This window comes from Corynebacterium testudinoris (genome assembly GCF_001021045.1).
GTDB classification, from domain to species: domain Bacteria; phylum Actinomycetota; class Actinomycetes; order Mycobacteriales; family Mycobacteriaceae; genus Corynebacterium; species Corynebacterium testudinoris.
The window spans coordinates 2201314-2226830 of sequence record NZ_CP011545.1 but is presented as its reverse complement, the minus strand read 5'-3'; the positions used below and the strand labels follow the sequence as shown (position 1 = coordinate 2226830).

General features: G+C 63.8%; 26 protein-coding genes and 1 tRNA gene. 17 read left to right on the top strand and 10 right to left on the bottom strand.

Translation table 11 applies throughout. From position 1 onward, the window contains the following. The first annotated feature begins 123 nt into the window (after positions 1–123). The 4 genes from ctaD (at position 124) to CTEST_RS10655 (ending at position 4880) form a co-directional block, all read left to right on the top strand. Positions 124–1875, top strand: a complete 1752-nt coding sequence (gene ctaD, locus CTEST_RS10670; protein WP_047253717.1) for an aa3-type cytochrome oxidase subunit I — start codon at positions 124–126, stop codon at positions 1873–1875. A gap of 131 nt (positions 1876–2006) precedes the next feature. Beyond that, positions 2007–3290, top strand: coding sequence for a phosphoserine phosphatase SerB (serB, locus tag CTEST_RS10665; RefSeq protein ID WP_047253716.1), 1284 nt, complete (start codon positions 2007–2009; stop codon positions 3288–3290). Further along, positions 3287–4018, top strand: coding sequence for a peptidyl-tRNA hydrolase (locus CTEST_RS10660; protein WP_047253715.1), 732 nt, complete (start codon positions 3287–3289; stop codon positions 4016–4018). The genes serB and CTEST_RS10660 overlap by 4 nt, the downstream gene beginning before the upstream one ends. 85 nt (positions 4019–4103) lie before the next feature. Continuing rightward, on the top strand, positions 4104–4880 hold the full coding sequence (locus tag CTEST_RS10655) for a hypothetical protein (protein WP_047253714.1): 777 nt from the start codon (positions 4104–4106) through the stop codon (positions 4878–4880). On the opposite strand, the gene CTEST_RS10650 is transcribed toward CTEST_RS10655, so the two are convergent. From CTEST_RS10650 to CTEST_RS10640, 3 genes are all read right to left on the bottom strand, one after another. Continuing rightward, on the bottom strand, positions 4868–6835 hold the full coding sequence (locus tag CTEST_RS10650) for an ATP-dependent DNA helicase (protein WP_047253713.1): 1968 nt from the start codon (positions 6833–6835) through the stop codon (positions 4868–4870). The two genes, CTEST_RS10655 and CTEST_RS10650, sit on opposite strands and share 13 nt — an antisense overlap. 7 nt (positions 6836–6842) lie before the next feature. After that, positions 6843–8165 (bottom strand): nicotinate phosphoribosyltransferase, encoded by a 1323-nt coding sequence (locus CTEST_RS10645; protein ID WP_047254414.1) that lies wholly within the window; start codon positions 8163–8165, stop codon positions 6843–6845. A 72-nt stretch (positions 8166–8237) separates the two neighbouring features. Beyond that, positions 8238–8777, bottom strand: coding sequence for a CAP domain-containing protein (locus CTEST_RS10640; protein WP_047253712.1), 540 nt, complete (start codon positions 8775–8777; stop codon positions 8238–8240). 174 nt (positions 8778–8951) lie between these two features. Here CTEST_RS10640 and clpS point away from each other — a divergent pair, with 174 nt between their 5' ends. From clpS to purU, 10 genes are all read left to right on the top strand, one after another. Continuing rightward, positions 8952–9239 (top strand): ATP-dependent Clp protease adapter ClpS, encoded by a 288-nt coding sequence (gene clpS / locus CTEST_RS10635; RefSeq protein ID WP_047254413.1) that lies wholly within the window; start codon positions 8952–8954, stop codon positions 9237–9239. 15 nt (positions 9240–9254) lie between these two features. Beyond that, positions 9255–9797 carry a DUF2017 domain-containing protein gene (locus tag CTEST_RS10630; protein WP_047253711.1) on the top strand — a complete coding sequence of 181 codons (543 nt, stop codon included), beginning with the start codon at positions 9255–9257 and terminating at the stop codon, positions 9795–9797. A gap of 4 nt (positions 9798–9801) precedes the next feature. Beyond that, positions 9802–10767, top strand: coding sequence for a P1 family peptidase (locus CTEST_RS10625; RefSeq protein ID WP_047253710.1), 966 nt, complete (start codon positions 9802–9804; stop codon positions 10765–10767). A gap of 13 nt (positions 10768–10780) precedes the next feature. Next, the gene (locus CTEST_RS10620) at positions 10781–11440 is read left to right on the top strand and encodes a rhomboid family intramembrane serine protease (RefSeq protein WP_376701802.1); all 660 of its coding nucleotides are present in this window, start codon (positions 10781–10783) and stop codon (positions 11438–11440) included. 81 nt (positions 11441–11521) lie between these two features. Then, complete coding sequence (locus tag CTEST_RS10615; protein ID WP_047253708.1) at positions 11522–12001, top strand: MarR family winged helix-turn-helix transcriptional regulator; 480 nt, start codon at positions 11522–11524, stop codon at positions 11999–12001. Positions 12002–12020: 19 nt separating this feature from the next. Further along, entirely contained in the window at positions 12021–12848 is an 828-nt protein-coding gene (gene murI, locus CTEST_RS10610) for a glutamate racemase (protein WP_083985576.1), read from the top strand. Positions 12849–12905: 57 nt separating this feature from the next. Beyond that, complete coding sequence (locus tag CTEST_RS10605; RefSeq protein WP_047253706.1) at positions 12906–13673, top strand: MBL fold metallo-hydrolase; 768 nt, start codon at positions 12906–12908, stop codon at positions 13671–13673. An 18-nt stretch (positions 13674–13691) separates the two neighbouring features. Then, the gene (rph, locus tag CTEST_RS10600; RefSeq protein ID WP_047253705.1) at positions 13692–14423 is read left to right on the top strand and encodes a ribonuclease PH; all 732 of its coding nucleotides are present in this window, start codon (positions 13692–13694) and stop codon (positions 14421–14423) included. Continuing rightward, entirely contained in the window at positions 14423–15034 is a 612-nt protein-coding gene (locus tag CTEST_RS10595) for a non-canonical purine NTP pyrophosphatase (RefSeq protein WP_047253704.1), read from the top strand. The genes rph and CTEST_RS10595 overlap by 1 nt, the downstream gene beginning before the upstream one ends. Before the next feature lie 10 nt (positions 15035–15044). Next, on the top strand, positions 15045–15962 hold the full coding sequence (gene purU / locus CTEST_RS10590; RefSeq protein ID WP_047253703.1) for a formyltetrahydrofolate deformylase: 918 nt from the start codon (positions 15045–15047) through the stop codon (positions 15960–15962). Here the strand turns inward: purU and CTEST_RS10585 are convergent. The 3 genes from CTEST_RS10585 to CTEST_RS10575 are packed head-to-tail and all read right to left on the bottom strand — an operon-like array spanning position 15959 to position 17389. Beyond that, positions 15959–16573, bottom strand: a complete 615-nt coding sequence (locus tag CTEST_RS10585; protein ID WP_047253702.1) for a hypothetical protein — start codon at positions 16571–16573, stop codon at positions 15959–15961. The two genes, purU and CTEST_RS10585, sit on opposite strands and share 4 nt — an antisense overlap. A 28-nt stretch (positions 16574–16601) precedes the next feature. Beyond that, positions 16602–16961 carry a DUF3817 domain-containing protein gene (locus tag CTEST_RS10580; protein ID WP_047253701.1) on the bottom strand — a complete coding sequence of 120 codons (360 nt, stop codon included), beginning with the start codon at positions 16959–16961 and terminating at the stop codon, positions 16602–16604. Continuing rightward, positions 16958–17389, bottom strand: coding sequence for a membrane protein (locus CTEST_RS10575; RefSeq protein ID WP_047253700.1), 432 nt, complete (start codon positions 17387–17389; stop codon positions 16958–16960). The genes CTEST_RS10580 and CTEST_RS10575 overlap by 4 nt, the downstream gene beginning before the upstream one ends. A gap of 79 nt (positions 17390–17468) precedes the next feature. Between CTEST_RS10575 and CTEST_RS10570 the strand changes: the two genes are divergently transcribed. Together CTEST_RS10570 and CTEST_RS10565 are read left to right on the top strand one after the other, a co-directional pair. Continuing rightward, a tRNA-Leu gene (locus tag CTEST_RS10570) sits at positions 17469–17553 on the top strand. A 629-nt stretch (positions 17554–18182) separates the two neighbouring features. Continuing rightward, complete coding sequence (locus CTEST_RS10565) at positions 18183–19118, top strand: DUF559 domain-containing protein (protein WP_047253699.1); 936 nt, start codon at positions 18183–18185, stop codon at positions 19116–19118. On the opposite strand, the gene CTEST_RS10560 is transcribed toward CTEST_RS10565, so the two are convergent. Genes CTEST_RS10560 through CTEST_RS10545 form a run of 4 tightly spaced genes read right to left on the bottom strand, consistent with a single transcriptional unit; the run spans position 19115 to position 24329 of the window. After that, entirely contained in the window at positions 19115–20164 is a 1050-nt protein-coding gene (locus CTEST_RS10560; protein WP_083985574.1) for a zinc-binding dehydrogenase, read from the bottom strand. The two genes, CTEST_RS10565 and CTEST_RS10560, sit on opposite strands and share 4 nt — an antisense overlap. Next, a complete protein-coding gene (locus CTEST_RS10555) occupies positions 20161–21015 on the bottom strand; it encodes a PRD domain-containing protein (protein WP_047253697.1) in 855 nt (284 codons plus the stop codon). Before CTEST_RS10555 ends, CTEST_RS10560 begins: the two co-directional genes overlap by 4 nt. Positions 21016–21023: 8 nt before the next feature. Next, positions 21024–22418, bottom strand: coding sequence for a glycoside hydrolase family 1 protein (locus tag CTEST_RS10550; protein ID WP_047253696.1), 1395 nt, complete (start codon positions 22416–22418; stop codon positions 21024–21026). 27 nt (positions 22419–22445) lie between these two features. After that, the gene (locus CTEST_RS10545; RefSeq protein WP_047253695.1) at positions 22446–24329 is read right to left on the bottom strand and encodes a beta-glucoside-specific PTS transporter subunit IIABC; all 1884 of its coding nucleotides are present in this window, start codon (positions 24327–24329) and stop codon (positions 22446–22448) included. Positions 24330–24541: 212 nt separating this feature from the next. On the opposite strand from CTEST_RS10545, the gene CTEST_RS10540 reads away from it, so the two are divergent. Beyond that, positions 24542–25501, top strand: a complete 960-nt coding sequence (locus tag CTEST_RS10540; RefSeq protein ID WP_047253694.1) for a Gfo/Idh/MocA family protein — start codon at positions 24542–24544, stop codon at positions 25499–25501. Positions 25502–25517: the final 16 nt, after the last annotated feature.

Genomic DNA, 25517 nt, shown 5'->3' with positions numbered 1-25517 from the left:
TAGACTAACGGTTGTCTCCAGCCCCAATAGGCTGGATTGTCTCTTACGCGCCTTCAAAATGTGAGGTCCGGTAAAGGCTTGGCAGTCCGACAGTCGCGGATTGCCTCGTATTCAGGAGGAACTATGACCGCTGTGGCACCACGGGTGGACGATTACGCCCACCCGGAACGTCCAGAACCCACAGGCCATGCCCGCAAGGGCTCCAAGGCCTGGATGATGCTGACCACCACCGACCACAAGCAGCTGGGCATCATGTACATCATCATGTCCTTCAGCTTCTTCTTCCTCGGTGGCTTGATGGCCCTGCTGATCCGCGCGGAGCTGTTCTCCCCGGGCATGCAGTTCCTGTCCAACGAGCAGTTCAACCAGCTGTTCACCATGCACGGCACCGTGATGCTGCTGCTCTTTGGTACCCCGATCGTCTGGGGTTTCGCTAACTTCGTTCTGCCGCTGCAGATCGGCGCTCCTGACGTGGCATTCCCGCGTCTCAACGCTTTCGGCTTCTGGATTACCACGGTGGGTGGCGTGGCCATGCTCGCCGGCTTCCTCACCCCGGGCGGTGCTGCTGACTTCGGTTGGACCATGTACTCCCCGCTGTCGGATGCCGTGCACACCCCGGGTGTGGGCGCTGACCTGTGGATCGTCGGCGTCGGCGCCACCGGTGTCGGTACCGTCGCTTCCGCGATCAACATGCTCACCACCATCCTCACCCTGCGCGCACCGGGTATGACGATGTTCCGTCTTCCTATCTTCACCTGGAACATTTTCGTCACCTCCGTCATCGCCCTGATGATCTTCCCGCTGCTGCTGGCCGCCGCCCTCGGCGTGCTCTACGACCGCAAGCTCGGCGCACACATCTACGACACTGCCAACGGTGGCGCCATCCTGTGGCAGCACCTGTTCTGGTTCTTCGGCCACCCCGAGGTCTACGTCCTCGCGTTGCCGTTCTTCGGTGTTGTCTCTGAGGTCATCCCGGTCTTCTCCCGCAAGCCCATGTTCGGCTACATCGGCCTGGTCTTCGCTACCCTGTCGATCGGCGCTCTCTCCATGGCTGTGTGGGCGCACCACATGTTCGTCACCGGTGCGGTCCTCCTCCCGTTCTTCTCGTTCATGACGTTCCTGATTTCGGTCCCCACCGGCGTCAAGTTCTTCAACTGGGTGGGAACCATGTGGAAGGGTCACATCACGTGGGAGACTCCGATGATTTGGTCCGTCGGCTTCGTCGCGACCTTCCTCTTCGGTGGCCTCACCGGCATCATGCTGGCCTCCCCGCCGCTGGACTTCCAGCTGGCAGATAGCTACTTCCTTGTCGCTCACTTCCACTACACCCTGTTCGGTACCGTCGTGTTCGCCTCCTTCGCTGGCGTGTACTTCTGGTTCCCGAAGATGACGGGCCGCATGCTCGACGAGCGTCTGGGCAAGATCCACTTCTGGTTGACCTTCGTTGGCTTCCACGGCACCTTCCTCATCCAGCACTGGCTGGGCAACATGGGCATGCCGCGTCGTTACGCCGACTACCTGGACTCGGATGGTTTCACCACCCTCAACCAGATTTCCACGGTGTTCTCCTTCCTCCTCGGCGCTTCCGTCATTCCGTTCATCTGGAATGTCTTCAAGTCCTGGCGCTACGGCGAGGTTGTTACCGTCGACGACCCGTGGGGCTACGGCAACTCCCTCGAGTGGGCTACCTCCTGCCCGCCGCCGCGCCACAACTTCACCTCCCTGCCGCGTATCCGCTCCGAGCGTCCTGCGTTCGAGCTGCACTACCCGCACATGGTGGAGCGCATGCGTCGTGAGTCTCACGTGGGACACCACGACGAGCGGGCTGAGAAGACTCAGTCCCCGTCCCCCGCAGCAGTTGGCTCTGACAACTAAAGGTGCCCGGCCCCCCGCCCGGGGGCTGACCAGCCCTACCTCGTAGAACCTCCGACTGATATTCGACCCCCGGTAGAGATCCACTCTCTCCCGGGGGTCGAAGCATCAACAACAGGAAAGTACCTGCCACCGTGGCCGCACACTCATCGAACCATGACAATCCCGAGGCACTCCAGGTCTCGCTGCAGGACGGCCTGCAGCCGGCCGTCATCACCGTCTCTGGCCCTGACCGCCCCGGAGTCACCGCGTCCTTCTTCCGCGTGCTCTCCGCCAACGATGTCCAGCTTCTCGACGTCGAGCAGTCCCAGTTCCGCGGTTTCCTTTCGCTCGCCGCCTACGTCGGCTTCCACCCCGAGCGAGAAGTTCGCCTGCGCGAGGGTCTCACGGAGACCTTACGGGCGCACGGGCAGAAGGTGACCGTCGAGATCGTCGACGGCGTCGTGCAGTCCCGACCGCGCTCGACCCACGTTGTTGTGGTCATGGGTAACCCCGTCACCGCCGCAAACGTATCCTCCATTGGCCAGACCCTGGCCAACTACGGCGCGAACATTGACCGCATCCGGGGCATCGCCGATTACCCGATCACCGGCCTGGAGCTGATGATCACCATCGCCAACCCGGAGCCGGGTGGCGGGCAGGCTCTGCGTAAGGCGCTCGCCGAGCTGACCGGCCAGCTGGGGGTGGATATTGCCATTGAGCGTGCCGGTTTGCTGCGCCGTTCGAAGCGCCTCGTGTGCTTTGACTGCGATTCCACGTTGATCACGGGCGAGGTCATTGAGATGCTGGCTGCCCACGCTGGCAAGGAGGCCGAGGTCGCGGAGGTGACTGAGCGGGCCATGCGTGGTGAGTTGGACTTTGAGGAGTCGCTGCGGGAGCGCGTGGCCACGCTGGCGGGCCTTGATGCCTCGGTGATTGACGCCGTCGCTGCCGACATCGAACTCACCCCCGGCGCCCGCACGACCATCCGCACCTTGAAGAAGATGGGCTACCGCACCGCGGTGGTCTCCGGCGGGTTTAGCCAGGTGCTCGAGGATCTGTCTGCGGAGCTCGAGTTGGATTACACCCGGGCCAACACTCTAGAGATTATCGATGGCAAGCTCACGGGCAAGGTCATCGGCAAGGTTGTGGATCGGGCGGCGAAGGCGGAGTTCCTGCGGGAGTTCGCCGAGGACTCTGGCTTGAAGATGTACCAGACCGTTGCCGTCGGTGATGGTGCCAACGACATCGATATGCTCTCTGCGGCGGGCCTGGGCATTGCCTTCAATGCCAAGCCGGCTCTCCGTGAGGTGGCCGATACGTCGGTGAATCATCCTTTCCTCGATGAGGTCCTCCATATCCTGGGTATCCCTCGCAATGAGATCGACGATTCGGACCTGGAGGATGGCACGTTCCATCGAGTCCCCCTCGACCAATGACCGATTCCCTCGCCTTCGCGCACGCGCTCCTCGTCGAGCGGGTGAGCAGCGACCGTCACGCCCGGTCCGAGGACCCCGCCGACCCGGACACCGTGCAGGCGATGCAGATTGCCTTGCACGTGCCCAAGTCAGATCCACCCCACCGCACTGACCTGCTGGAGGCGACCGCCCGCGCGGTCGTGAGCGTGTGCCTGGCGGAGGAGGTCGCCACCGATGAGGCGTGGCGGACCGGCCTCGAAGACTGGTATGACCACCTCATCCGCAAGGTGGCCCGCCGGGCGCGGAACAAGGCGTGGGACGATGTGCAGGCCGTCCCGGGGATTACGATGAGCGCCGCCGGGGCCCAGGCCCGCGCCTTCGTCCCGACCGCAGTCAGCCGCGTCCCCGACGCGGTACGCAAGTTGCAGATCCAGGGGACAGAATTGCCTGCTGATGCCCCCGGCCCCGTCGACCCCGATGTCCCCACCATCGTTATCGATGCTGGTTTGGCTATGACCACCGGCAAAGCGGCCGCGCAGGTCGGCCACGCCAGCATGCTTCTGGCGGCCGACCGCGACCTGGAGTGGGTCCGCGGGTGGGCGGAGAAGGGTTTCCCGCTCAACGTGCGGGAGATTCCCACCTCGCAATTTGAGGAGTGCAGCAACCGCCCTGGTGCGGTGCAGGTGCGCGATGGGGGCTATACGGAAGTGGCTCCGGGGACGCTCACGGCTGTCGCGTATGCACCGTGACGCCCGATACTAAATCTCGCTAAGTTACTTCCCGCGTGGCATACTCTTGTGGTCCAAATATTTTTCACGAGAATGGGGAGTCACTGTGACCCAGCCATATGATCCTTATAGCGCTAGCGAAGGGGAGAATTCCGGCTACGCCGGCTATTCCGAGAACCCGCAGGCTTTCGATACCTCAAACCGCACGATCGATGCAGTAGAAAGCTTCACGCAGGGGTCGAAGGCTCTGTTCAGCAACTTCCTCCCGTGGGTGTTGTCCTTCTTGGTGTACTTCGCGGTCAGCGTGGGCATCGTTTTGGTAGCTATCGTCCCGATCATTGTGTCCAGCGACGTGACCACTGACGCGTATGGAAACGAGCAGCCCCAGTTCACGCCGCTTGGTGTGATCGCCCTGGTCGTGGCCTACCTCCTCCTGTTCGCCGTGAGCTTCGTGTGGAGCCTCAACATGTACCGCAATGGTGTGCGCCAGGTGCGCGGTGAGAATGTCACGTTCGGTGATTTCTTCAAGCTGTCCGGTCTTGCTGCGCCGCTGGGCGTGTACCTCTTGGTGTCTATTCTGACTCTGCTCGGCATGGTGCTGTTCATCATTCCGGGCCTGGTTGTTGCGTTCTTCCTTTACTTCGCCCTCAGCTTGGTGTTCATTCGCCCGCAGGATGGCGTTTTGGGTGCGCTGCGCAATTCCTTCCAGATTGTTAAGGCCAACCCTGGTGCCACGTTCTTGATCGTTTTGTTCACCATCCTATTGCAGGGCGTCGGTAGCCTCATCGTCATCGGCATCATTGTCGCGCTGCCGATGACGATGTGCATCGTCGCTCACGCTGCCCTCAAGGCCAGCGGCGAGCCGATTCCTTACCGCTCCTGAACCAAGCGGCTCAGGGCACCGCGTACGACCTTCGGGTCGGTGGTGTTCCAGAATCCGGGCATGGAGGCCCGGAGGAATGAGCCGTAGCGCTTGGTCACCAGGCGGTTGTCGAGCACGGCCACGACACCGCGGTCGGTGACCGAGCGCAGCAAACGCCCAGCACCTTGGGCGAGGAGAAGGGCCGCATGGGTGGCGGCTACTTCCATGAATCCGTTGCGTCCCTCGGCAGTCGCGGCCTCTTTGCGGGCCTGCAGCAGCGGGTCGTCTGGGCGGGGAAACGGGACCCGGTCGATGAGCACGAGGGAACACGATGCCCCCGGCACGTCCACGCCCTGCCATAGGGTGAGGGTGCCGAAGAGGCACGTGTTGTCGTTTTTAGAAAACTTGTCTACGAGGGCGCCGGTCGCGTCGTCGCCCTGGCACAGGACGTCGAAGGGCAGGCGCGCGCGCATGGCCTGGGTGGCTTGTTCGGCGGCGCGTCGGGAAGAAAACAGCCCGAGGGTGCGTCCGCCGGCGGCCATGATGAGCTCGTAGATCTCGTCGAGAGTCTCGGGGGAGAGGCCATCGCGTCCGGGATCGGGCAGGTGGCGGGCGGTGTAGAGGATGCCCGCCTTCGCCGGATCGAAGGGGGTGCCCACGTCGAGGGAATCCCACGTGCCCTTCGGCAGGCCCCAGGCGGCGGCCATCGCGTCGAACCGGCCACCCAACGTCAGCGTGGCGGAGGTCAGCACGACGGTTTGTTCGGCGAACAGCCGGGAGTGCAGCAGCCCGGCGACGGACAGGGGTGCCACGGTGAGGACATCGCCGCGGCGCTCGTCGCGGTCGAGCCAGACGACGTCGCGCTGCGCGGCGGGATCGGTCTCAGCGAAGACGTCGAGGATCCGCACGACGGCGTCGTGAAGCTCCATGAGATGGTTGCTCAGGTTGTGCCGCTCGGCTGCCTTTTCCGGGTCGGCCGCAGCCTCGCCCTCGGGGGCGCGGGCGACGGCGTCGCGAAGCGACCACAGGGAGTCACGCAGTCCAGCGAGGGGGCCGTGGGCGTCCTCGCTTATCGACGTCCACCTGCCCTCCGGCAGGTCTTCAGCCATCTGCAACCAGTCATCAACAACCTCTTCGAGCTTGGTGTCCTTGCCGTCCGCGTCGAGCTTGCCGGCGCGCTTCGCCGCAAGCTTGAGCGTGGCGGAGGAGAGCTCGTTGGTGGCGACGGACGTGATGCGGCCGTCGAGCTCGTGGGCCTCGTCGATGATGACGGTGTCATGCTCGGGGAGGATGTTCGCGTCGGCGAGGGCATCGATGGCCAGCAGCGCGTGATTGGTGACGATGATGTCCACCTCGTTCGCCTCCCGGCGCGCGAGCTCGGCGAAGCAGTCCTCGCCGTGGGGGCAGCGGGTCGCGCCCAGGCACTCGCGGGAGGTGACGGAAACCTGCCGCCACGCCTGATCGGGCACGCCGGGTTCGAGGTCATCGCGGTCGCCGCGGGTCGTTTCCTGCGACCACTCGTGGACGCGGGCAATGTGGCGGCCAAGCCAGGACACGTCAGCCTCATCGATGAGCGCGTCCGCCGGATCCTCGACCGCGCCGATTCGGTTGAGGCAGACGTAGTTCGACCGCCCCTTCATGATGGCGAAGGTCGGTCGGCGCTCCATGAGCGGCTCCAGCGCCTCGACGAGGCGGGGCAGATCGCGGTCGACGAGCTGGCGCTGCAGGGCGATCGTCGCCGTGGAAATGATGACCTTGGTGTTGTTGGCCTGCGCATGCCGAATCGCCGGGACGAGGTACGCCAGCGACTTACCGGTACCAGTGCCGGCCTGGACAGCGAGGTGCCGCTCGCCCTCCAAAGCGGCGGTGACGGCCTGCGCCATCCGCACCTGACCATCCCGGCGGGTGCCGCCAAGGGCGGCCACCGCGGCGTCGAGAAGCTCTTCTGTGGACGACGTCAAGGGTTGTTCAGACACAGTGAGGCTACCGACGTTCGGCGGGGAAACCGACGAACCGGATGGAAATGGAGGGCTCATCGCGGGACAGGGCGAGGCCCTCCCACGGGAGGGTGAGCAGCTGAGACGCGAGGTAAGCGCGGGAATCATGCAGGCTCGGCAGGTTGTCCAGCACCTCACCGTCGCGCACCAGCGGGGTAGACAGCACGGCGGACTTCAGGTGGCCGACCTCCGGATCGGGGGAGTCGAAGGGGTACACGAGCTCCTCAACGGCAACGCCGGAGGCGCGGTAAGTGCGCAGGGCCCGCTTCGCCCCGCCGGTCATGCCCTTACCACTGGAACGCTTGGACACGGGATGCCCATCAACCTCGACGAGCTTGTACACCATGGACGCCGTCGGCGCGCCGGAGCCGGTGACCACGGACGTACCCACACCAAACGCATCGACGGGATCGCCGCGCAGGCCCGCAATAGCGAACTCATCGAGGTCGGAGGAAACGACGATGCGGGTGTTGTGGGCACCCAAATCATCGAGTTGCTTGCGCACCCGGCGGGTCACAGCGCCCAAATCACCGGAATCGATGCGGACCCCACCCAACTCCGGCCCGGCGACCTCAATTGCCGTCTCCACGCCCTTGGTGATGTCATAAGTGTCCACCAACAACGTCGTATCAATACCCAGGGATTCGATCTGCGAGCGGAAGGCCGCAGCCTCGTTGGGTGTGCCATCCTCATCGATGTGCAACAGCGTCCACGCGTGCGCCGACGTACCGGACGCAGGGATGCCATAACGATGCGCGGCCTCCAAGTTGGAGGTGGCCTCAAAACCCGCGAGATACGCAGCCCGAGAGGCCGTCACCGCCGCATACTCATGCGTGCGACGCGACCCCATCTCAATGATCGGACGGCCATCGGCGGCAGTAACCATGCGGGCAGCCGCCGACGCCACCGCCGAATCAGAATTCATGATGGAGAGGATGACCGTCTCCAAAATGACACACTCCGCAAAGGTGCCCCGCACGGTCAGCAGCGGCGAATAAGGGAAGTAGAGCTCACCTTCCCGGTAACCATCGATTTGCCCGGTAAAGCGATAATTGCGCAAATACTCCAAAGTTTCCTCGTCGAGGAAATCGAGGGTAGCCAGCTGCGCGTCGGTGAAAACAAAATCCTGCACGGCGTGCAACACTCGGGCGGTACCGGCCACCACCCCATACCGCCGCTCATTGGGCAGGCGACGGGAGAAAACCTCGAAGGCGCAGGCACGATGGGCCGTGCCATCACGCAGGGCGGCCTGCAGCATGGTCAGTTCGTACTTGTCCGTCAGCAGCGACGTCGAACGATTCTGGGGCAGGGAAGACGCTTTGACCGTGTTATTGACCGTGTTCACACCGCCCACCTTAACGCAGCAAGGACACCAGCCGGGCTAGCGGGAGAATTGGATAGCCACCCACACCCGGCCCTGGGATTGGGCCACGCCGATCCCGTAGAAGGTGTGCTCCGGGTCGACGAGGACATTGAGGTGGGACCCGGATCGGATCCAGGCGTCGACGAAGTTATACGCATTGGCCTCACCGACGGGAAGGTTGTGCTGGATCATGGCCACGTTGGTGTCGGTCGCTTCTTCCCTCCCCAGCACCGCGGTGTGCTCGGCCCACTTCTGGGCCTGGAGCTGCAACTCGAAGGGATCCATGATGGCCGGCTTGACGGTGGCGTTGTGCCGCAGCTCCAGGATCGCCGTGTTGAGCTCAGTGCGGATCTCTTCCAGGTGGGCCTGCTCCTCCGGGGAGGGCGATTCGTAGGATGAGTCGGTTCCGCCGGGCTGAGCACCTGGTGTGGTGCCTTGGGTGGCGCCGAGAACCATCGTGAGGATAAGACCAAGGGCGCTGACGAAAAACCCAATGTGGCGCAGCAGATCGCGGAATCCGCTTGGGCTGTTCAACAGCTGGTTGAGTCCGGTGGCCATGACGGTAGATCGCTTCCTGGTTGGTTCCCGATGGTGGAGGCCGCATCGAAGGCGTAACTGGCCTCGAACCTACAACATTGTCCGGCCCACCACCACCGGTTCCGCCCGCGAACTGCTCGGGTGACTAGGCTGTGTGACATGGACTGCCCACATCTGATGAGTTCGCCGATGCCCATGGCGACCCCGGAACTCGACGAGGCCATTGAGGTCAACGTCGCCACGGCCGAGAACTTGCCGTGGATGTGCATCGTCTGGGATGACCCGGTCAATCTCATGAGCTACGTGGCTTATGTCTTCCAAACCGTGCTGGGATATGACCGCAAGCGGGCGACGGAGTTGATGATGCAGGTGCACACCGAGGGCAAGGCAGTTGTCTCCTCGGGTGAGAAGGACAAAGTTGAGGGCGACGTGAAGAAGCTGCACGTCGCTGGCCTCTGGGCCACCATGCAGCAGGCGGGATAGGCGAGGGTAGCTGCGATGAAGAATTGGAAGAGGAAGAAGGGTCTCATGCGGGCCCCGAAGTTCACCACGGTGCTGGAGCCGATGGAGCGTGAGGTGCTGGGCAATCTCACCGCCGCGGTGAGCGAGGCGATCATGGCCCGCGCGCAGTCAGCGCCCCGGGACGAGTTGTCTGAGCTCACCGGCATTCCTTCCGGCCACAAGGATGCCCCGGAGGATCCGGCGATGGCGCGCCTGCTGCCCGACTTCGAGCGGGAGGGCGATGAGGAATACGAGGGCGATAATTCCCTCCTGCGCAGCCTCCACGAGAACGATATTTGTCGCGCAAAGCTGGCCAACCTGCAGGTCATCGCCGAGGTCGTGGGCCCCGATGGTGGCGTGGAGCTCACGCTGAGCGAGGAGCAGGCATGGGCTTTCATCGCCGGGCTCAACGATCTGCGCCTTTATCTTTCTGCCACGCCCGGGGGCATCGACGAGGCGGTTGACGCGGACCGCGAGATGCTCGTCGAGTGGCTCGGCTTTAACCAGGACAGCCTGCTCACCGCACTCAAAGGGGAGTAGCGCCATGGGTGGCCTGCTTATCGACGTCCCCGGTATCCAGCTCGGCCACACCAGCCTGGGGGACACCGGGGTCACCGTCGTCCTAGCCGGTCCCGCAGGCATGACAGCGGCTGTCGACGTCCGCGGGGGTGGGCCCGGCACCCGCGAGACCGATCTGCTGGCACCACACAACACCGTCGATCGCGTCCACGCGATCGCGCTGTGCGGCGGATCGGCCTTCGGCCTCGCCGCCGCCGACGGTGTCATGACCGAATTGGAACGGGCCGGCATCGGCTTTCCCGTCCTCGGCGAGGAACGCGAGGGACCCCGGGTGCCCATCGTGCCCGCCGCCGTCATTTTCGATCTCTTCGTCGGCGACCCGGCCCATCGTCCGACCGCCGCCGATGGGGCGGCGGCGACCCGCGCTGCGCTGACGGGCGATGGTGGGGACGCGGGGACGTCGACAAGCATTGGTGCTGGATGCGGAGCCACCGCCGGAGTGCTGCGCGGCGGATTTGGGCAGGCCAGCGTCCAGGTGGGGGAGTACATGGTCGCGGCCGGCGTGGTGGCCAACCCGGTGGGCTCGGTAATTGATCCGCGGACGGGCCGGCTGTATGGCGATCCCCGGCTCGCGGCCGTGGACCTCGAGCGCTTCCGCGCCCTGGAGCCTCCCGCAGCACAGCTCAACACCACGATCGGCATTATTGCGACCACTGCGCCGGTGACCACGGCGCAGGCCCAACGCTTGGCGATGACCGGACACGACGGCATCGCCCGCGCCATCCGCCCCGCCCATTCACCCCTCGACGGTGACACCCTCTTCGCGGTGTCGACGGCCCCCGCCCCCGGGTTGGTCGACATCCCCACCCTCGGCGAGCTGTGCCGGGCCGCGGCGGACGTGGTCGAAGCCGCCATCGTCGCGGCAATCATCGGAGCCGCGCCGGGCTATGGACTGGGGACCTACGCTGCCTTAACCACCGCTAACCGTTAATCTGGGTGGCACTATGACTCAGTTTCCTGTGACCCCCACGCCTGCGGTGCCCGCCCGCAAGAAGCGTTCTCCCATGCGTTCCGGCTTGCTGTTTGCCGGGATTTACGTCATATCAATTTGGGCTGTCCATATAATTAACGCGGTTATTTTCGGTGGAAACCTCGTCTATTTCGGTATCCATCCGCTCGACTTGTCATCGGTGTGGCACATTTTCACCTCGCCGCTTTTACATGCGAACATTGACCATCTCATTTCCAATACGGTGCCAGGAGCGATATTTAGTTTCCTCGTGGGAGCATCCGGGGCGCGAGTGTGGTGGGAGGTAACCGCTTTTGTGGTGATTCTGGGTGGCGCCGGTGTGTGGTTACTCGGCGGAGTGGGCACCAATCATATTGGCGCTTCCGGCCTGGTGTACGGGTGGCTGGCGTACCTGCTGGTGAGGGGAATTTTCAATCGCAGCCTTTCACAGATCCTCACGGGCGTCATTCTGGGCGTGTTCTATTCCGGTCTCGTGTGGGGCGTTTTGCCCGGCGTGCCGGGCGTCTCGTGGCAAGCGCACCTATTCGGGGCTATCGGGGGGATTGCCGCGGGTGTTTTGATTACGTCCGATGACCCCCCAGCCTTGCGGGAAAAGCGGCGCCAGAAGCAAATTTCGCGTGGGAAATTAAGTTAAATTTTAGGATTTACCAGGTTTTTCTCAGAGCCTGAAAAGAATGGTCACATCAACCGTGAAAATGCGCTAGTATATGGCAACATGAAAGCGAATGAGTTGCCGGTGTTCATTGAACTCAACGACCAAGAGACGAGCACCTGGACCCACATATGGGCCTTTCACTCTGGCATTCACTCACGCTTAGATTCGCGGCTGAAGAAGGAAGCGGGCCTCAGCCACGTTGAATACCTCGTGCTGTACAACCTCGCCCGAGCGGGCGGGCGCCGCCTCCGCATGAGCGATCTCGCGCAGGCCTGCCATATGACCCTGTCGCACTTCTCCCGCGTCATCACCCGCCTCGAATTGCAAGGCATGGTCGCCCGAATGCCAGACTCCGTCGACGGCCGCTCCACCCTGGCCGAAATCACCGAGCAAGGCTCCGCACTGCTCGCCCTCGCCAGCCCCGGCTTCGTCTCCGAAGTCCGCTCCATGGTGTTTGACCACCTCGAACCGGAAGAATCGGCGGCCCTGGGCAACGCCATGCGCAAACTCGCCACGGCCGCAGTGGAGCGCCGCAACTAGCGCTACCATGGGGGCCGTGATGACCTCCTCCACCCCTGGATCCACTCCGGGACCCGATGCCCCCATTGGCATCTTCGATTCCGGCGTCGGCGGACTAACGGTGGCCCGCACCATCGTTGACCAGCTCCCGCACGAATCGATCATCTACATCGGTGATACGGCCAACGGCCCCTACGGCCCGCTGCCCATCGCCGACGTCCGTGAGCACGCCACCCGGATCGCCGATGAGCTCGTCGAGCGGGGCTGCAAAATGCTGGTCATCGCCTGCAACACCGCGTCCGCTGCGTTCCTCCATGATGCGCGGGAGCGTTACGACGTCCCGGTCGTCGAGGTTATCCAGCCCGCCGTCCGCCGCGCCCTTTCCACCACCCGCAACGGCCGCATCGGCGTCATCGGCACCGTGGGCACCATCAACTCCGGCGCCTACCAGGACCTCTTCGCCATCAACCCCGGCGTCGAGGCGTTCGCCCAGGCCTGCCCCAGCTTCGTCGACTTCGTGGAGCGGGGCATCACGTCCGGGCGACAGATCCTCGGCGTGGCCGAGGCTTATGTGGAACCGCTGCAGGCGGCGGGCGTCGATACGCTGGTGTTGGGCTGCACGCATTACCCTCTGCTGACCGGCGTGATCCAGCTGGCCATCGGTGACCATGTCACCCTCGTGTCCTCCGCCGAGGAAACGGCGAAGGATGTCCTGCGGGTGCTGACCAGCCGTGACCTGCTGGCCGACCCGAACGCCGACCCCGTGCGGCTTTTCGAATCGACCGGTGATCCCGAGAAGTTCGCCCACCTGGCGGAGCGCTTCCTCGGCCCCGGCCTCACGCAGGTCCACCAGTCCGCTGCACGCTGAGAATTGTCCAGGTGCGTTGGACTCGAAAAATACCCGCATTCGTGGCACAGTTAACCCATGAAGTTGACCATCCTCGGTAGCTCCGGAAGTGTGGGAGCTCCCCAGAATCCGGCCTCCGGATACTTGGTGTCCGTGGATAACTCCCCCTCGGTGATCATCGATATGGGCCCGGGAGTATTGGCCGCGCTGCAGGACGTGCAAGACCCCAGCGATGCCCACGTGGTGTTCAGCCACCTCCACCCCGACCACAGCCTCGATTTCCCGTCGCTGCTGGTGTGGCGGCGTTTCCACCCGACGGACCCCGCCCGCGGACGCAACCTGTGCTTCGGCCCGTCGACGACGGAGTCCTTTTTTGGCCCCCTCTCCGCCGACCCCCCGGTCATCAGCGACGACATGTCCGATACCTTCGCGTTCACCCCCTGGACGTTGGGGGAGGAGCACCTCCTCGGCCGCGTGTCCATCACCCCGTTTCCGGCGGTCCACCCGGTCGAGGCCTACTCCCTGCGCATCCGCGAGCACTCCAGTGGCACGGTCATCGCCTACTCCGGCGACACCGGCTGGAATGACCAGCTCATCGAGTGTGCCCGCGGCGCTGACCTCTTCCTCTGCGAGGCCACCTGGTCGGACCGGGAAGATGACGTACCGCCGGACATGCACCTCAGCGGCCTCGAAGCCGGCCGGGCAGCGCGCCTGGCCGGGGTGGGAAAGCTCATGCTCGTCCACATGCCCCCGTGGGCAGATCCTTTCTCCGCCCTCGCCGCCGCCCGCCGCGAGTTCGACGGGCCCATCGAGATCGGCCTGCCCGGGATGGTGATCGAGTTCTAAGCCGGTAGCCTGAGGGGCATGACTTCTGATTTCACGCGTGCCGATGGCCGCGCTCTCGACCAAATGCGCACCGTCCGCATCACCCGCGGCTTCACCAGCAACCCCGCCGGCTCCGTCCTCGTTGAGTTTGGCAACACCCGCGTCATGTGCACCGCCTCCATAGAACTGGGCGTTCCCCGTTTCAAGAAGGGCTCGGGCGAGGGCTGGCTCACCGCCGAATACTCCATGCTCCCGGCCTCCACCCACGATCGCATGCCGCGTGAGTCCATGCGCGGCAAGGTCAAGGGCCGCACGCACGAAATCTCTCGCCTCGTTGGACGCGCCCTCCGCGCCGCCGTTGATCTTTCCCAGCTCGGCGAGAACACCATCAACATTGACTGCGATGTCCTCCAGGCCGATGGTGGCACCCGCACCGCCTCCATCACTGGCGCTTATGTTGCGCTTGCCGACGCCATTGCCGTCCTCCAAGAACAGGGCGTCGTTCCCGGCAACCCGCTCCTCCCGCCCGTCGCCGCCGTCTCCGTCGGCCTCGTCGAGGGTCACGTCTGCCTCGACCTGCCCTACGAGGAGGACTCCCGCGCCGAGGTTGACCTCAACGTCGTCATGACCGAATCCGGCCACTTCGTCGAGGTTCAGGGCACCGGCGAGCACGGCGACTTCGACCGCGCCCAGCTCAACGCCATGCTCGATTCCGCTGAGAAGGGCTGCCTCGAACTCGTCGCCGCCCAAAAGGCCGCGCTGGGAATCTAATGCAGCTGCTCGTCGCCTCCAACAACGTCAAAAAGCTGGCAGAACTGGAAAAGATGCTTATCGACGCCGCCGTCACCGGCGTCGACATCCTCCCACTGTCCGCCGTTCACGCCTACTCCGAGCCCATCGAAGATGGGCGCACCTTCGCCGACAACGCCCTCATCAAGGCCCGGGCCGGTGCCTCCGCGACCGGTCTGATCACCATCGCCGACGACTCCGGCCTCGCCGTCGACGAACTCAACGGCATGCCCGGAGTGCTCTCCGCCCGCTGGTCCGGCCACCACGGCGACGACGCCGCCAACAACGCCCTCCTCCTGGCTCAGATGGCCCACGTCCCGGACGAACGGCGCGCCTGTGCCTTCGTCTCCGTGTGCGCCCTGGTCACCCCCTCCGGCCAGGAGTTTCTCGCCGAAGGCCGCTGGGATGGCCACCTCCTGCGCGAACCAATCGGTGCGAACGGCTTCGGCTACGACCCGCTGTTCCTCCCAGCCGACGACATCGCCGCCGGGCGCTCCTCCGCGCAGCTGAGCCCCTCCGAAAAGAACTCCCTGTCCCACCGCGCGAAGGCGCTGGCCCAACTAGTGGAGGTCATCCGAAACCTGGCGGACTAATATGCCAGGAATGACTCCGCTGAACACCGACGATCCCCGCAACCGACCCAGCACACCCTCCGGCGAGCGCCAATACGTGCTCACCCTCGGGTGCCCGGATGCCACCGGGATCGTCGCAAAGCTTTCTACCTTCCTCGCGGACAAGGGCGGCTGGATCACCGAAGCCGCCTACTTAACCGACCCAGAAAACAACTGGTTCTTCACCCGCCAAGCCATCCGCGCCGAATCAGTCTCCGAAACCATCGACGAACTCCGCGAAGCCTTCGCCCCCGTCGCCGCCGAATTCGGCCCCCGAGCCCACTGGCGACTCTGGGACACCGCCGAGCTCAAGAAAGCCGTCCTCCTCGTCTCCCGCGAAGGCCACTGCCTCCACGACCTCCTAGGACGCGTCGCCGAAAACGACTACCCCATGGAAGTCGTCGCCGTCGTTGGCAACCACGACAACCTCGCCTACATCGCCGACAACCACGGCGTTCCCTTCCACCACGTCCCCTTCCCCAAAGACGCCGTGGGCAAGCGACGCGCCTTCGAAGAAGTGGCCACCATCGTCAACAGCTACGAACCAGACGCCATCGTCCTCGCCCGCTTCATGCAAATCCTCCCACCCGACTTCTGCGAAATGTGGGCCGGCCGCGTCCTCAACATCCACCACAGCTTCCTCCCCTCCTTCATGGGAGCCCGCCCCTACCACCAGGCCCACAAGCGCGGCGTCAAACTCATCGGCGCCACCTGCCACTACGCCACCCCCGACCTCGACGACGGCCCCATCATCGAACAAGACGTCATCCGCGTCACCCACCAAGACACCCCCGAAGCAATGCAACGCCTCGGCCGCGACGCCGAAAAACGCGTCCTCGCCCGCGGACTGCGCTACCACCTCGAAGACCGCGTCCTCGTCTACGGCAACCGCACCGTCGTCTTCGACTAACCAAACACCTCCGGGTTGTCCCTCCGCAGCTGCTCCGCCTCCTCCGGCGGCAACGGGAACGACGGCGCCGGAACCCACTCCGGCACCGGAATCCACCACAACGTCGGCTGCCGCTCTGCCATGAAGAACCCAGCCCCAGACTCGTGGCCAAAAGCTAACTCATCGACCGTTTCTTGCATGATGAAGAACCCATCCACCTGCAGTTCGCTCTGAAAGCCCAGGGGAACCGCATCTGCGGTGAGGCGGGCAAACTCCTCGCGCGCGGCGGCGTCGGCAAGCAACTCGCTGGGAACAAACATGCCGTCCGCCAACTCGATACCCCGGCTTTCGCCGCCTGAACGAGTGGGCATCGGCTCCGCGAGATCCAGATCGCACACAATCGGCGACTCCGACAACCCACCGCCGATAATGCACCGACTGCCATTGGAAAACGAAAACCGGTAGCTCCCATCCTCCGCGCGCAGCGTGTCAGGGTCTACCGGCTGAAAAGAATCGTCGTATGTGCTCTCACCCGACGTCGGATCCACCACTTCCTCGGTGGTGGCGGGCGTACTACAACCCGCCACAATGACAGAAGCGAACAACGCCATCATGGCTACAGGTAGTTTCATGCCCCTACATTGCCACACATTGGTGCTGCTAGTCGAGGTGGAAAGCAGCCTTGACCTCGCGGCGTCGATTAGCTTCCACAATGAAGGACAAGAAAGGCACCACACCAGCAATCGCCGTGGTGAACCACACGACCGGCTTCCAGCGGGCCTTCAACCCCAAATTCAACACCGACAACAGATAAATAATGAACGCCCACCCATGCAAAATGGCCACCCACGTCGCCCACGCCGGGATCTCCACCTTCAGCACATACTCCAGCACCATGCGCACAACCAGGATCAGCAAGAAAACACCGGTCACCCACGCTGAAACGGAAAAGAACTTGAGGGCGTTAGCGACTCGCCTCTGGCGCTCCGGATGAATCTTCGCTGTGGTCTGAGTAGTCATGAGGTGGGTTCTCCGTTGTCTGTGCGGTCTCGGGAAGCGCCACGGCGCGGCGTATTGATCTCATTAAAAGTGTCGACGTCAATAGTGGGACGCTGAGGCAAAAAATCCTCATCGATCTCCGTGACCTGCTCACGGAACCTCTTCTCGTCCGCCTGGTAGAGAAACTCCGCATCATCAGCGCTATTCGACGCCTCGATCATGTCGTTCTCATACTCCAAATACTTGCGATACGCGAAGACGAAAAACGCCCCAAACAGCGGCCACTGCAACGCATAACCCAAATTCTGGAAAGTGCCCGATCCCTCCTGGAACCGAGACCACTGCCACCAAGCAAGCGCCAGCGTGCAGCCGACCGCGAGAGTGAGAAATACCAGGTGCGAAGCCCGCACCCTCTTCCGCTCCCGCTTCTTACCATTGTCGTCGCTCACGGTTACACACCCTACCCTCCATCAACCAAAAGGCTTAGTTCTGGGTCTGCCCGCAGGCAAGGTATGCTGTCTCAGGTACGCGCCCGTGGCGGAACTGGCAGACGCGCTGGATTTAGGTTCCAGTGTCTTAGGACGTGAGAGTTCAAGTCTCTCCGGGCGCACCACTCAAAGCTGCGGGGCCAGATGAAGTCTGGTCCCGCGGCTTTGTCGATTCTGCGACTGCGTGGTGCGGCCTTGGGGTTTGTGGTGACGCTGGCGGGTGTGGGCGTCGAATAGCGGCCTTGTGTCAGTACGAACCGTGAGTTGGGTGGGTGCTTGCTGCGGTCTTTGGGGTTTGTGGTGACGGTGGCGGGTGGTGGGCGTCGATTAGCGGCCTTGTGCCAGGACGAACCCTGAGTTGGGTGGTTGGGTGGTGCGGACTTGGGGTTGGTGGTGACGCTGGCGGGCGGTGGCGTCGATTAGCGGCCTTGTGTCAGTGCGAACCCCGAGGCGGGGGTGTGCTTGGTGCGGTCTTTGGGGTTTGTGGTGACGGTGGCGGGTGGGGGCGTCGATTAGCGGCCTTGTGTCAGGACGAACCGTGAGTTGGGTGGGTGTGTGGTGCGGCCGTGGGGGTTTGTGGTGACGGTGGCGGGTGGGGGCGTCGATTAGCGGCCTTGTGTCAGGACGAACCCTGAGTTGGGTGGGTGCTTGCTGCGGTCTTTGGGGTTTGTGGTGACGCTGGCGGGTGGTGGGCGTCGATAGGCGGCCTTGTGTCAGTGGGAACCGCTGGGGCCGGGGACGGGTCTAACAGAGCATGAGAGACCACGACTGGCCGGCTGGCAAGGACTATTACACGACTCGGGAGTTACGCGAGCACGGATTTAGCGAGTATGTGCTGACCAGGCTCGTGAGGGAGGGGAAGCTCAGCAGGATTGTGCGCGGGATTTACACTCGCGCTGCGGTGACAGGGCGGCTGGTGCTGGAGGCAGTCAACGAGCATAAGCCGCACTTGGTGTTTAGCGGCAAGACGGTGGCGGAGTTGTACTTGGGGAAGGAGATCTCGTTGCCGCTGCACGCGGTGGTGGAGCGGGGCTCATCGACGGCGCAATCTGCGGTGGTCAGGGTGCGGGAGCGCAGGAGGGTCGATGTGCGGATGATCGCCAATGTGCGGGTGGTGAGTGCGTTGGTCGCGGCGGGGGACGCGACCGCTGTGGAAACGGCGCGGGAGCTGCTGGAGGTGCGTTATGCCAGCAAGAAGGGCAGGGAGGATTTTGAGAGGGACAGGCAAGCGTTGGTGCGATTGCCGAAGAAGACTGCGCGGATGGTGGCCGCGGCGGCGGTGGGGGCTGACTCGTGGACGGAGCGGAGGCTATTCCGCGAGTTGCAGGCGAGGGGTTGTGGGGGATTTGAAGGGAATGCGCAGCTGGGGCCGTATCGTTTTGATGGGGTGGATCACCAGGCGCGGGTGGTCGTGGAGGTCAATGGGTTTGAGTATCACGGCGCCCACAATCGGAAGAACTACACGAAGGACGTGTGGAAGCTCAATGCCGCGCAGCGCAGGGGCTATATCGTGCTGTGGTTTACGGAACACTGCGTGGAGTGGCATTTGGGGACGGTCGTGGAGATGGTGATGGACACCGTGAAGTGGCGGCGAGAGACCCGGGAGGGGAGGGCACCGGCGATGCCGATGAAAGTGGAGGAGGCGGGTTTGTGGCGCTGGCATGCGACCTTCACCCACTTGGAACCCTAGGGCGTGAGCATCACCTTGAGGGCGGTGCGGGAGTCCATGGCGGTGTAGGCGGCGGGGGCGTCGATAAGCGGGAGGGAAAGGTCGAAGACCTTGCCTGGGTTGATCTCACCGTTTAAGACCTGGGTGAGCGCGGATTCCAAGTAGGCGCGGACGGGGGCGGGGCCGCCGGTGAGGCTGGCGTTTTTGCCGAATAGGGAGCCGAAGCCGATCGGGGCGGATTCGTATTGGGGGACGCCGACGCGGGAGATGACGCCGCCGGGGCGGACGATGCCGTAGGCCTGCTCGTAGGCGGGCATGTGGCCGACGGCCTCGAGGACGACGTGGGAGCCTTCGCCGTTGGTGAGGGCCATGACTTCGGCGATGCCTTCGTCGCCGCGGGTGGAGACGACGTCGGTGGCGCCCCACTCGACGCCGAGATCGGTGCGGTCGCGGTGGCGGCCCATGAGGATGATGCGCTCGGCGCCCATCTGCCGGGAGGCGAGGACGGCGGAGAGGCCGACGGCGCCGTCGCCGATGACGGTGACGGTTTTGCCGGGGGACACGGAGCCCTTGAAGGCGGCGTGGTGGCCGGTGAGATAGACGTCGGAAAGCGAGAGGAAAGAGGCGAGGAGACTGTCGTCGGCGGTGTCAGGATTGATGTCGGGGATGACGACGAGGCTGCCATCGGCAAGCGGGATGCGGGCGAGCTCGGCTTGGAGGCCAGCGGCCTCGGGCGTGCCGTAGAAGCCGCCGTGCGGGCAGTTGGTCTGGAGGCCTTCGCGGCAGAATTCGCAGGTGTTGTCCTGGAAGGCGAAGGGGGCGATGACGAAGTCGCCCTTCTTGATGTGTCGTACTTCCGGGCCGACCTCTTCGACGACGGCGATGAGCTCGTGGCCCATGGAACGGCCGTGCTCGCGGGCGGGCATGTCGTGGTATGGGTGCAGGTCAGAGCCGCACACGCAGGCACGGATGGTGCGGACGAGGGCGTCGGTGGGGAAGTGGATGATGGGATCCGGGACGGTGTCGACGCGGACATCACCGGCGCCGTACATCAGTGTGGCTTTCATGATTCTGCCTCTCTGGAGGGTGACAGGTCTGAGCTTAATCGCGCGACGTGGAGCGCGAGGTAGGCGACTTCGTCTTCGGTGAGGGGGACCCCGAGGCGGAGTTCGAGAACCCGAGCAAGGCGCTGAGCGCACTGGACAGCCTCCGGGTGGGAGACCTCGAGGCTGGAGGCGAGCACTGCCATGCCTTCCTTGAGTTGGCGGCCGTCGCGGGCGCGGACGAAGAAGTAGCGGAGGTGAGTGATGAAGCGGGCGGCGGAAATGGAGGAGCGGTCGATGGAAGTGTCGTAGGAGGAGTCGATGATCTCGAAGAGCTGGGAGAATACTCCGGTCATGGTGTAGGTGTCGGAGAGGTCATCGGTGTGGAAACCGGCGTTGACCAGGTGCAGGGCAACGGCCACGGCTTCCGAGTCCGGCAAGTCCACTTCCACCTGCGAAGAAACCTTTTCGACGATCGCGCGAGCCGCGGCGTATTCATCCGGGTACAGGTGGGAGACTTCCGCCTGCAGCGGGTGTGGCCCCAGGGCCACCCCGCCCTGGGCCCGCTGAACGGCGAAGGAAAGGTGGTCGGCGAGAGCGACGACGGTGGCGGGACCTGGGGAGGCGGGGAGGGTGGCGGTGAGGGCGTCGTCGGCAAGCATGACGAACTCGGGATCGATGGCCGAGAGCATGCCAGCGAGGTGATCCCTATCGCGGCCCTCCTCGGGGACGAAGGTCCGGGTGACCTTGGCAGTGTCAACAACCGCGCCGGGCTTCATCTGGAAGCCGACACCCCAGCCGGTGAGGATGACCTCGCGGCCGGAGCCGTCGGTGGCGAGGACGACGTTGTTGTTGAGTACCCGGACTACCTTCATGTACTTCCTTAATCGGTCAGCGTTGCGCCGTTGGAAGCAATGACGTCGCGGTACCAGTGAAAGGACTTCTTGCGGTATCGGTCCAGGGTACCGGAGCCATCGTCGTGGCGATCGACGTAGATAAAGCCGTAGCGCTTGGACATTTCGGCGGTGGAGGCGGAGACGACGTCGATGCAGCCCCAGGAGGTGTAGCCAAGCAGGTCGACGCCATCCTCGATGGCTTCGCCGACCTGGATGAGGTGGTCGCGCATGTACGCAATGCGGTAGGAGTCGTCGACGGTGGGGCCGTCGGGGGTCGCGGTAAGAACGTCTTTGGCGCCGAGTCCGTTTTCGACGATGAACAGTGGCTTTTGCCAGCGATCCCAGTAGTCGTTGAGGATGATGCGCAGGCCGACGGGGTCGATCTGCCAGCCCCACTCGGAGGCTTCGAGAGTTGGGTTGGGGACGCCACCAATGAGGTTGCCCTCACCCTTGATTTGTTTGGTGGGGTCGGCGGTTTCGCATACGGACATGTAATAGGAGAAGGACACGAAGTCGACGGTGTTGGCCAAGTCAGCGCGATCGGCGTCGGTGATGTCGAGGTCGATGCCTTGTTCCCGCAAGGTGCGGAGGAGGTAGCCGGGGTAGTAGCCGCGGCAGTGGATGTCGCCGAAGGCGTAGTCGCCTTGGGAGGCCTGAAGGGTGGCGAGGGCGTCCAGCGGGGAAGGAGTCAGCGGGTAGCGCGGCACGGCGAGGATCATGCAGCCGATCTGGTTGCTCGGATCAATCTCGTGCGCGATGCGGGTGACCCGGCCGCTGGCAACAAGTTCGTGGTGCATCGCCTGGTACAGCTCCTGCCGCGAGGGTTCTGGCTTATCGATGCCGCCGAGGATCGGAATGTGCAGCAGAGAATTGATCTCGTTGAAGGTCAGCCAGTAGCGGATGCGGCCGCGGTAGCGGGTGAACAGAGCGCGGGCGTAGCGCTCGAAGAAGTCGATGAGGGCGCGGTTGGTCCAGCCTCCGTAGTGGCGGGCCAGGTGCAGTGGGGTCTCGTAGTGGCTGATGGTCACCAGCGGTTCGATGCCGTACTTTTCTAGCTCGTCGAGGATGCGGTCGTAGAAGGCCAAACCCTCTTCATTGGGTTCGGTTTCGTCGCCGTTGGGGAAGATGCGCGACCAGGCGATGGAGAAGCGGTAGACCTTGAATCCCATTTCGGCGAACAGTGCGATGTCCTCGGCGTAGCGTTCGTAGTGGTCGATCGCCACCAGTTTGAGGTTGTCGGGGGTGGGGCCGTCGGTGGTCTCGTGGACGACTCCGCGCGGCAGTACGTCCTGGATGGATAGGCCCTTGCCGCCCTGGTTGTAGGCACCTTCGATTTGGTTGGCGGCGGTGGCGCCGCCCCAGAGGAAGTTGTTCGGGAACATGAGTATCTCCTTGAGTGAGTGAGTGGTTTAGGGGGTGACCAAGATGCCGGCTTCACCGGCGAGCGAGGACACATTCGGTGCGACGTTGCGGACATCAGCCAATGTGCCGGAGTTGGTGACTACGAGCAGGGTCGTGGCTTCGTACCCGGCCGCCGCAATGGCCGCCAGGTCTGCGGTGACCAGCGGTTGCCCTGCCGTGACGACGTCGCCCTTGGCCACGTGCGGGGTGAATCCCTCGCCCTTCATCGCGACGGTGTCCAAGCCCACGTGCACGAGGACCTCGATGCCTTCGGGGGATTTGATACCAAAGGCATGGCCGGACTTTGGCGCCGCGATGACGGTGCCGGAGACGGGTGCGATGACCTCGCCGTCGGCGGGTAGCACGGCGAGCCCGGTGCCCATTGCGCCAGAGGCGAAGACTTTGTCATCGACCTGGTCGAGCGGGATGACCTCGCCGCGGACGGGGAGGAGAATGGCGGTGGTGCCGGAGGGGACGTCGATAGTCGTGTCCTCGGGGCTGGAAGGAACAGCTGCCTCCTGTTTCTCCAGTCGCGGCATCACAATCCACGTGCCGATGAAGGCCACGATCATGGCGACGACGATGCCGCTGAAAGCCATGATGAGGTTGCCGCGGCCGAGGAGCGCGGGTGTGGCCAGGACCGAGGGGAACACGAAGGTGTTGAATGCCGCGCCGCCCATGGCGATGATGGCGCCGCCGATCGCGCCGCCAACGCAGCCGAGATAGAAGGGGATTTTCAGCGGCAAGGTGACGCCATACACGGCGGGTTCGGTCACTCCGGCGAGGATGGCGGAGACGGTGGCTGGGCCGGCGACCTTGCGGCGAGCCGCCACCTTCGAGCGGAGGAAGACGGCCGCGGTGGCCGCACCTTGGGCAAGGACTGGCGCCATGAGTACCGCCATGATGCTGCTGTAACCCTGCGTGGCGATGTCATTGAGGAAGACCGGCACGAAGCCCCAATGCAGGCCGAACATGACGAAGACCTGCCAGAACCCGCCCATGAGGGCGCCAGCGAGCCACGGGGCGACGTGGAACAGCCAGGCGATGGCGTTGGAAATCCCATTCGACGCGATCATCGTGATGGGGCCGACTGTGAACAGGACCAGCGGGACCATGATGAGCACGCACAACAGCGGAGTGCCGAAGGTGCGGATCGCGCCGGGCAGTACCCGCTCCAGCCATCGTTGCAGGTAGCCGGTCAACCACACGGCGAGGATCGCGGGGATGACGGAGGACGCGTAGCTCATGGTGATGAGAGGCAGGCCGAAGAGGGTGACTGGTTCCTCGACGCCGCCGAGTGCGACCACGGTGGGGTAGACCAGCGGGGCGACGACGGAGAGAGCAATGAAGTCGTTGACCTTGAATTTCCGGGCGGCCGTCAGTGCCAGGTACAGCGGCAAGAAGTAGAACACCGCGTCTGCCATGGCATTGAGCACGAGGTAGTTCGTGCCCTCGGTATCAATCCATCCGAATTGCACCGACATCGCCAGGAAGGCTTTGAGCAGCGCAATTCCGGACAGGCACCACAAGATCGGGCTAAAGAGGGAGGAGATGAGGTCGATGAGCCGGTTAAACAGGCTGCCTTGCGGCCCCTCATCCTCGTCTTCGGAGGCCTCCTTGACGGCCTTGGTGGACATGCCGTCGACGTCGACAATCGCCTGGTAGGCGAGAGCCACATCGTTGCCGATGACTACTTGGTGCTGCCCACCGGCCTTCACCAGTGTGATCACGCCGTCATGCTTCTCGACGCCCGCGTCGTCCACCTTCGCGGCATCCTTGATCTTAAAGCGCAGCCGGGTCGCGCAATGCGTGACAGAGCGGATGTTGTCTGGTCCGCCAAGCGCAGCCACGACTCCTTCGGCCAAGGGCCGGAAGGCGGTTTTCGTTGCCATGTCGTCCTTCTCTCTTGGTGCTAGAACTGGTCCAGGAACGCAAAAAGACCCGAGCCGCAGGCCATGCTTGACGCATGGTCTGTTGCTCAGGTCTTGCCCCGTGAGGGTTACAATCCTTGGTCCAACCCTTCAAGGGGCTGGTCTCGCTCACCATTATGTGACAGCCTTTTGTTAAAAGCAACAGGTGAGACGGACACCATAAAGGAGTAGCCATGAAGTTAGCCGTCCTCGGCGCCGGGAAGATCGTCAACGAGTTCCTCCCGGAAGCCAAGAAAATCCCTGGTCTGGAGCTCGCGGCGATCTATGGGCGCAGGCGGGAAGTGCTGGAGCCGATTGCGGAGGAGTTCGACATCCCGCGGGTGTACACGGACGTGGACGAATGCTTGGCCGACCCCGGGATTGACACGGTGTGGGTGGCAGTTCCGAACACGCTGCACTTTGAATTCAGCCGCGCGGCGTTGTTGGCGGGCAAGAACGTCATCTGTGAGAAGCCCTTTGTTTTGGAGTCGGCGCAGTTGGAAACGTTGGCTGAGCTGGCCCGCGAGCGGGGTCTCATCCTCGTGGAAGCCATCACGACGGTTCATTCAGAGTCGTTCGGGTACTTGCGTGATCTCCTGCCTTCGCTGGGCACGTTGAAGCTGCTCAGTAGTGAGTATGCGCAGTATTCGTCGCGCATGGATGCTTTCCGCGCGGGTGAGCCTCTTCACCCGTCCTTTGATCCCGCGCACGGTGGTGGGTCGCTCATGGATTTGGGTGTGTACGCCGTGCACGTCATCGTCGGGTTGCTCGGGCAGCCGAAGGCGATTAGCTACGCGCCGAACATTGAGCGCGGTACCGATACCTCGGGCGTGCTTACTCTCGAATACCCGGAGACCACGGCCATCGCGGTTTTTGGCAAGGATTGTGACGGCCCCAACCGGACCATCCTGCGCGGGTTGGATGGGTATGCGCTGTGTAGCGCCCCGCCCAATGAGCTCAGCGGAGTTGTTCATCGGCGGCGCGGCGAGGAGGAGCAGGTGTGGGAGCCGGCGCCGCAGTCGCACCGGATGATCGCGGAGTTCGTGGAGTTTGAGCGTCTCATCCGGGAGGGGGATCTCGCCGCCCGCGATCGTCTGCTGGAGCACAGCGCGATCGTTGTTGGCGTGTTGGAGGCCGCCCGCCGGAGCCTCTGAGGCCTCCGGGCGGGGC

Bases quoted from the DNA above. Each gene is read 5' to 3' on its own strand.
- ctaD (WP_047253717.1), top strand. From the start codon at position 124: ATGACCGCTGTGGCACCACGGGTGGACGATTACGCCCACCCGGAACGT.
- CTEST_RS10615 (WP_047253708.1), top strand. From the start codon at position 11,522: ATGAAAGCGAATGAGTTGCCGGTGTTCATTGAACTCAACGACCAAGAG.
- CTEST_RS10640 (WP_047253712.1), bottom strand. From the start codon at position 8,777: ATGGCCACCGGACTCAACCAGCTGTTGAACAGCCCAAGCGGATTCCGC.
- CTEST_RS10595 (WP_047253704.1), top strand. From the start codon at position 14,423: ATGCAGCTGCTCGTCGCCTCCAACAACGTCAAAAAGCTGGCAGAACTG.
- CTEST_RS10630 (WP_047253711.1), top strand. From the start codon at position 9,255: ATGAAGAATTGGAAGAGGAAGAAGGGTCTCATGCGGGCCCCGAAGTTC.
- CTEST_RS10620 (WP_376701802.1), top strand. From the start codon at position 10,781: ATGACTCAGTTTCCTGTGACCCCCACGCCTGCGGTGCCCGCCCGCAAG.
- CTEST_RS10545 (WP_047253695.1), bottom strand. From the start codon at position 24,329: ATGGCAACGAAAACCGCCTTCCGGCCCTTGGCCGAAGGAGTCGTGGCT.
- CTEST_RS10540 (WP_047253694.1), top strand. From the start codon at position 24,542: ATGAAGTTAGCCGTCCTCGGCGCCGGGAAGATCGTCAACGAGTTCCTC.
- CTEST_RS10625 (WP_047253710.1), top strand. From the start codon at position 9,802: ATGGGTGGCCTGCTTATCGACGTCCCCGGTATCCAGCTCGGCCACACC.
- CTEST_RS10660 (WP_047253715.1), top strand. From the start codon at position 3,287: ATGACCGATTCCCTCGCCTTCGCGCACGCGCTCCTCGTCGAGCGGGTG.
- murI (WP_083985576.1), top strand. From the start codon at position 12,021: ATGACCTCCTCCACCCCTGGATCCACTCCGGGACCCGATGCCCCCATT.
- purU (WP_047253703.1), top strand. From the start codon at position 15,045: ATGACTCCGCTGAACACCGACGATCCCCGCAACCGACCCAGCACACCC.
- CTEST_RS10580 (WP_047253701.1), bottom strand. From the start codon at position 16,961: ATGACTACTCAGACCACAGCGAAGATTCATCCGGAGCGCCAGAGGCGA.
- CTEST_RS10550 (WP_047253696.1), bottom strand. From the start codon at position 22,418: ATGTTCCCGAACAACTTCCTCTGGGGCGGCGCCACCGCCGCCAACCAA.
- CTEST_RS10585 (WP_047253702.1), bottom strand. From the start codon at position 16,573: ATGAAACTACCTGTAGCCATGATGGCGTTGTTCGCTTCTGTCATTGTG.
- clpS (WP_047254413.1), top strand. From the start codon at position 8,952: ATGGCGACCCCGGAACTCGACGAGGCCATTGAGGTCAACGTCGCCACG.
- rph (WP_047253705.1), top strand. From the start codon at position 13,692: ATGACTTCTGATTTCACGCGTGCCGATGGCCGCGCTCTCGACCAAATG.
- CTEST_RS10605 (WP_047253706.1), top strand. From the start codon at position 12,906: ATGAAGTTGACCATCCTCGGTAGCTCCGGAAGTGTGGGAGCTCCCCAG.
- CTEST_RS10560 (WP_083985574.1), bottom strand. From the start codon at position 20,164: ATGAAAGCCACACTGATGTACGGCGCCGGTGATGTCCGCGTCGACACC.
- CTEST_RS10565 (WP_047253699.1), top strand. From the start codon at position 18,183: ATGAGAGACCACGACTGGCCGGCTGGCAAGGACTATTACACGACTCGG.
- CTEST_RS10555 (WP_047253697.1), bottom strand. From the start codon at position 21,015: ATGAAGGTAGTCCGGGTACTCAACAACAACGTCGTCCTCGCCACCGAC.